Below are 684 nucleotides of genomic sequence, written 5' to 3'. Positions count from 1 at the left end.
GGCGTGCACGCCGAGTAGCGCCATGGTGCGCATGTCGGCCTGGATGCCGGCGCCGCCCCCCGAGTCGGACCCGGCGATGGACAGCACGCGCAGCGGCGTGGCGCCCGGGGGTGCCAGCGGCAGCACCGGGAGCGGTTGGATCACTGCTGGCTGATCGGCAGGTACACCCGGTTGCCGTGCTCGGCGAACTCGCGCGACTTCTCGGCCATGCCCTCGTTCATGACCGCCTCGATCGCCTCCTCGCTGTCGAGCCCGTGCTCGGCAGCGTAGGCCCGAACGTCGGCGGTGATCCGCATGGAGCAGAACTTGGGCCCGCACATCGAGCAGAAGTGCGCCGTCTTGGCGGGCTCGGCAGGCAGGGTCTCGTCGTGGAATTCCCGTGCGGTGTCGGGGTCCAACGACAACGCGAACTGGTCGTTCCAGCGGAACTCGAAGCGTGCGGTGCTCAACGCATCGTCGCGCTCCTGGGCCCGCGGATGGCCCTTGGCCAGGTCTGCGGAGTGGGCGGCGATCTTGTAGGCGATCACCCCGTCCTTGACGTCCTTGCGGTCCGGCAGCCCGAGGTGTTCCTTGGGTGTCACGTAGCACAGCATCGCGGTGCCGGCCTGGGCGATGATCGCCGCGCCGATCGCCGACGTGATGTGGTCGTAGGCCGGTGCGATGTCGGTGGCCAGCGGGCCCAGG

Annotated in this window: 1 protein-coding gene and 1 pseudogene; both read right to left on the bottom strand. The window is 69.7% G+C overall.

All coding sequences use genetic code 11. The annotated features are described in order from the left end of the window. A pseudogene (locus A5701_RS28365) lies at positions 1 to 126 on the bottom strand (bifunctional hydroxymethylpyrimidine kinase/phosphomethylpyrimidine kinase); the annotation flags it as partial. A gap of 14 nt (positions 127 to 140) precedes the next feature. Then, the coding region (locus A5701_RS23850) for a phosphomethylpyrimidine synthase ThiC (protein ID WP_197505054.1) at positions 141 to 684 on the bottom strand (544 nt) is incomplete at its 5' end.

It is taken from the genome of Mycobacterium sp. E3305 (genome assembly GCF_001666785.1).
In the GTDB taxonomy this organism is placed as follows: Bacteria; Actinomycetota; Actinomycetes; order Mycobacteriales; family Mycobacteriaceae; genus Mycobacterium.
Note: the sequence above shows the minus strand (reverse complement) of the source record. Positions and strands in the feature narration are given on the sequence as shown.